The organism is Flavobacterium sp., assembly GCF_028712645.1.
Taxonomy (GTDB): Bacteria; Bacteroidota; Bacteroidia; order Flavobacteriales; family Flavobacteriaceae; genus Flavobacterium.
In genome coordinates, this window is sequence record NZ_JAQTPQ010000240.1 from 1 (window position 1) to 5409 (window position 5409).

5 protein-coding genes are annotated in these 5409 nt (G+C 33.6%); 3 read left to right on the forward strand and 2 right to left on the reverse strand.

From position 1 onward, the window contains the following. Positions 1–1719 (reverse strand): endonuclease (locus PHC28_RS15165; protein ID WP_300102513.1); only part of this gene is annotated, 1719 nt, incomplete at its 3' end. Positions 1720–1920: 201 nt separating this feature from the next. Continuing rightward, positions 1921–3462, reverse strand: coding sequence for a hypothetical protein (locus PHC28_RS15170; protein WP_300102516.1), 1542 nt, complete (start codon positions 3460–3462; stop codon positions 1921–1923). Between the two features lie 139 nt (positions 3463–3601). Here PHC28_RS15170 and PHC28_RS15175 point away from each other — a divergent pair, with 139 nt between their 5' ends. From PHC28_RS15175 to PHC28_RS15185, 3 genes are all read left to right on the forward strand, one after another. Next, positions 3602–4039, forward strand: a complete 438-nt coding sequence (locus PHC28_RS15175) for a PaaI family thioesterase (protein ID WP_300102519.1) — start codon at positions 3602–3604, stop codon at positions 4037–4039. Next, the gene (locus tag PHC28_RS15180; protein ID WP_300102522.1) at positions 4039–5082 is read left to right on the forward strand and encodes a chorismate-binding protein; all 1044 of its coding nucleotides are present in this window, start codon (positions 4039–4041) and stop codon (positions 5080–5082) included. The genes PHC28_RS15175 and PHC28_RS15180 overlap by 1 nt, the downstream gene beginning before the upstream one ends. A gap of 150 nt (positions 5083–5232) precedes the next feature. After that, positions 5233–5409, forward strand: a 177-nt coding sequence (locus PHC28_RS15185) for a PIG-L family deacetylase (RefSeq protein WP_300102525.1), incomplete at its 3' end; no start/stop codon positions are given.

The following is a 5409-nucleotide window of genomic DNA, read 5'->3' on the forward strand; positions in this document are numbered from 1 at the left end:
CCCATTAAAGGTTCCGATGATGTCGATTAATACATTGTTTTTGAATAAACCCACAGCATCGTTTCCATTAAAAGTTAGTTCAGTTGCAGAAGTTGAAATATTTGCAGAAGTTTTGTTGTAACAAGCTAGTGCAATCAAACTATTTACAATTACAAATTTCGAATTATCAGTAAGAGTTCCAGACAAACTTAAACCAGTACTCCAAGCACCAGCTCCATTGGTCTGTTTTTTTATTTTATAAATTGATAAATTTACTGGAGCTCCCGTAGAGTTTGCAATTTCCAGTGCTTTATTGTTAGATGAGCCTTCAATATATTCAGAGAACATTAAGTCAGTGGCAGAACCACTAGTTGCAGAAGTTGTTACATTGATAATATTACTGGCTGTGGATAAATTTCCAGCGGCATCTTTCGCAATTACATAAAATGAATAAGCCGTAGATGCTGTAAGTCCTGAAACTGTTGTTGTTAATCCTGTGACAAATACTTTTAGAATTCCATTCATATAGACATCATATCCAGTAACTCCAGTATCGTCTGTAGAAGCTAACCAATTTAGAGTAACTGAACTTGTTGTAATTGCTGAGCCTACTAAATTTGAAGGAGAAGTTGGAGCTTGTGTGTCGAAAATTTGTGTAGCAGTAGTTCCATTTACAGTATTACTAATTGGTGAAGAATTTCCGGCGGCATCACTAGCAATTACATAAAATGAATAGGTTGTTGAAGCCGTAAGTCCAGTGATTGTTGCTGTTAATCCTGTTACGGTTGTCTTTAAAACACCATTCATATATATTTTATATCCTGTAACGCCAATATTATCACTTGAAGCTAACCAACTTAAAGAAACTGAATTTATTGTTGTAGCTGATACTGCTAAAGAAGATGGAGCAGTCGGAGCTTGAGTATCTGCGGTTGGATTCCAAATCGCTTGAACATATTCAGGATGGTCGATATAAGGATTTCTATTGTTTTGGCGAGCATAAATGGCATTGTTACGAGCAATTTCTCTTGCACTTACTGGGTCTTGATTATTCCAAGCCAACAACATATTTAAAAATGCAGTCGTGAATACTTGATTATTTGTCCCATTAAACATTGGGTAAGAATAAGAAGCAACTGTATTTTCATAACGAGTGGCAAAATACAGATACATTCTAGCAATATCACCTTTAAATTCGTCTATAGGTTCAAAAACTGTTCCCGTGTAACCAGCAACTCCGCTTGATCCCAATTTGCTTCCGTTTAATGATGTCCAAGTTGCAGTTGCAACGGTTCCGTGTGGATAATTTGATCTCTGTCCGTTTACTTTTCCATCTGTTGGAGTGATAAAGTGAGCGTCGGCAACCATTGGTGAGCCTGAATTGAATACTGACTGTGGAATGATATGTTCCCTATTATAACAATCTCCTTCTGCAGAATAATTGCCGCATCTTTGAGTCGATCCTGAAGAATAATTGTAAGGGTCGGTTCCAGAAGGATTTTCTGAATACATATCTAATATTGATCCGTCATTTTCATAAAAATTATCAATGTCAGAAGTTTGATAAGTTGTGTACAGACCTGCATACCCGTTGTCAGTGTGTCCTTTGATGATGTTGTACAATTGAGTTTTTAAAACATATCCGCTGCCTGTAGCTGTGCTGTAATATCCAGTAGGAATTTGGGCAAAAGTCACTAACGAAAATAGTAGTAATGCTGAAAATAGTAGGTTTTTTTTCATAATTGTTTTTTTTAAATTTGGGGGTTAAATTAAATCAAATATAATAAAGCATCCCGATTTATCGGGATGCTCAATATTAAATTAATAACAATTTTCTTAACAATTGATTTGGAGGCTTTCGTCACTTTAAATTAAGTAATCTACTTTTTCCAAGTTGTTATAGAAATAAATCATTGGAAAGGTATAAAGACGAACCAATATTTATTTTGGGAATGGCATATTTTGATAAGCTCCCAAATCTGGTGGTAAAGTACGTGTATTTCCTATGATATCTAATGGAATAAGGTAGTCTGAATTTCCTTTGGCGAATGCCGAAGAAGTATCGTCAATGTTGAGTTTGTTTAATGAAATATTGAAGAATTTTGGGTCATTTTTTACAAGAGTATTACTTAGAAGAATAGCGTTATAATGTGCTGGGTCTGTAGTGAATTGATATAGAGGGTCATTCGTGTATGTATTTGAAGCATTATCGAACTTAATCAAACAATTGTTGAATTGGTATTCGAATGTGGCTCCTGCCTTTTTTATCAAATTTAATTCGTTGGAATAGGAACCATAAATAATGCAATTGTTGAATGTTGCAGCCGTTAGATTTTTTACTTCTGGGATAGCTCCGTTAAAATAGTTATTAACCAAAACAGCTACTTGACTCGAACTTGGCCAATTATTATTGAATGTACAATGGGTAAATTTATAATCTCCACCATAAGTGCAGGCTAAACTGCCTAGTCCCGCATTGCTTATAACTAGATTTTCACCGTTTATTTTGGCTGTTCGAGCCAGAATTCCATAATTGGTAGTATTATAAATTTGAGTGTTTTTTATAGTAACATTTGTTCCGTCATTATTATCAATCAATAATCCTATTGCTGCATTTTTAAGGGTCAAATGATTTATTTTATGATTTGTACTTCCATCTGTTAGCCAAATAAATCCCCATTGCCCAGATACATCAGCAAAATCAGGCTCTAAACGATCTCCTTCAAATATCACTTCGTTTTCTAATTTTTCAGTTGTAGATAGGCTTCCATTAACATTGATGGTTGAATTTGAAGCTAAAATCAACCCGGAATCAGCGTGAAAATGAACTCTGGCTCCAGCATCAAAAGTCACCGTTTTTCCCGAAGGGACAGCCGCATAACCATAGATTACATAAGGTTTTTGATTCGTAAAAATGAGCTCATTGCCATTTACAGGATCATTGGCATCTAAAAAGAAACCATAAATTTCTTCATCGCCTATGGGAAGTGTTTCAGTAGTTCCATCACCAAAACGTTTTGGATAAAGAAAAACAGCATCTTGAATAAGTGTTACTAATTCAACGTTTTGGAGATTTGCTCCGCTATCAAATTGAATTTGGTCCGTGTAAAGAAAATCGGTAGGATTAGCATCAGCAATATTTGCCGTAGTTTCTATAAAAATATACATACTATCTTTTGCCAAAATAGTAACATTGTCAAAAGATTTCCCTTGATTTCCTTGCATTCCATCAACTGTCATTCTGTATTTTGAACTTAAACCTTTGGCTAATCGTATGCTTGGAATTTTTATATCATTTTTGCTGTGATTGTAAACTTTTAAAGTATAAGTACTTGAACCTATATTAGTAAAAACGGTATCTAAATATACGGTGTCTTTTGAAAATCCTAAATTTCCAGTGCTGGCTACACTTTCAAAATCACTTCGGCAGGAAGATAGAGATATAATTATTCCAATAAAAAACAAAAAAGTTAACTGACGCATTTTAATAGATTTTTTGTAAAAATAGTAAAAAACTAATTGGGTTTATGAACGATTTTTAAATTTGAATTTTTAATAACAATTGGTTTTACTATTTTGTCTCTTATCTTTTATTTAAATTTACATTTTTAAAGTAAAACCTATGACATTCGACAGAGAAAAAATACTTGATTATTGCAATCAAATTTCGAAAAACACCTTGATGCACACACTAAATATTGAATATATTGATGCTGGACCTGATTTTTTAGTTGCAAAAATGCCCGTAAATTCAGCAGTTCATCAACCTATGGGGTTACTCCACGGTGGAGCTTCAGTAGCTTTAGCCGAAAGTGTGGGAAGTGCGGCTTCAATGTTATACATCAACTCAGAACTTAGCGAGGTTCGTGGAATTGAAATATCGGCGAATCATTTAAAAGCCAAACGCAATGGAATTGTATATGGAACCGCTCGAATTGTTCACAAAGGGAAAAGTATTCATCTTTGGGAAATTAGGATTACCGATGAAAATGATAATTTGATTTCACTTTGTAAATTGACAAATATGGTTTTGCCAAAAAGAAAAAGCCAAGATTCATAATGAAAATATTTCTAGAAAAAGCTAAGGAACAATTTGGTCAAAATCTTCCTTTTGTTATTTACAAAAAACCTAATGAAGTTAATATTATTGGGTTATTTCAAAAAAATGATACCTTATTTTCTGTAAATGATTTTGCCGAAAAAGGTTTTGTTTTTGCTTCATTTGATGGAAGTCAAATCGTATTTATTCCAGAAAATAAATCTGAAATAGTTAATGCTATTTGCAATGACAACAAGTTTGAGTTTAAGGAAAAAACAGCTGATTTTCCAAATGAATTAGATAAGAATAATTTTGAAAATTTAGTTTCTAAAGGAATTCAAGCCATAAAAAATAATGAATTCAAGAAAGTCGTTTTGTCCAGAAAAGAATCGATTGACTTAGTTAATTTTGATTTTGTAGATGCTTTCGAAAAGTTGATACAATTATATTCTTCCACTTTTGTTTATTGCTTTTTTCATCCAAAAGTTGGGATTTGGCTTGGAGCAACACCAGAACAATTACTAAAAGTGAAAAACAATCATTTTGAAACCATAGCTTTAGCAGGAACTCAAAAAGAGGAAGTTTCAAATGAGGTAATTTGGCATTCAAAAGAAAAAGAAGAACAACAATTTGTAACTGATTATATTGTCGAAAAGCTAAAAAAAGTGGCTTCTGAAGTTTCGATTTCAAAACCATATAGTGTTAAAGCAGGAAGTATTTGGCATATTAAAACAGATATTTCAGGGCAATTAAATTCAGATTCAAGTTTACAAGAAGTTGTGAAATTATTGCATCCAACGCCAGCGGTTTGTGGCTTGCCAAAGGAAAAGGCGAAAGTGTTCATCTTGGAAAATGAAAATTATGACCGAACTTTTTACACTGGTTTTCTTGGAGAATTAAATATTGAAGACCAAACCGATTTGTTTGTAAATTTGCGCTGTATGGAAATTGAGGATTCTCAAGCACATTTATTTATGGGTTGCGGTATTACCAAAGACAGCATACCCGAAAAAGAGTGGGAGGAAAGCATCAACAAATCAGCAACAATGAAAAAGGTTTTGTAGGGGACGCAGATGATACGGATTTACTTCGTAAAGACACGGGTAAAAACAGATTTAAATATTTCCTTAACTGAAAAATCCGTTTTTATACGTGTCTTCGCAAAGCGAATCAGCTTTATCAGTGTACCAAATTAATACTAAAAAAAACAGAAAATGAAATTAGACATAGTAGCATTCGGTGCTCATCCAGACGATGTAGAATTAGGTTGTGGCGGAACAATTGCCAAGGAAATTGCTTTGGGGAAAGTTGTTGGAATCGTTGATTTAACTCGTGGCGAATTAGGAACTCGAGGTTCAGTCGAAATTCGGAATCAGGAATCTGCAAATGCA

Coding starts and splice junctions, on each gene's coding strand:
- PHC28_RS15180 (WP_300102522.1), top strand. CDS start 4,039: ATGAAAATATTTCTAGAAAAAGCTAAGGAACAATTTGGTCAAAATCTT.
- PHC28_RS15170 (WP_300102516.1), bottom strand. CDS start 3,462: ATGCGTCAGTTAACTTTTTTGTTTTTTATTGGAATAATTATATCTCTA.
- PHC28_RS15175 (WP_300102519.1), top strand. CDS start 3,602: ATGACATTCGACAGAGAAAAAATACTTGATTATTGCAATCAAATTTCG.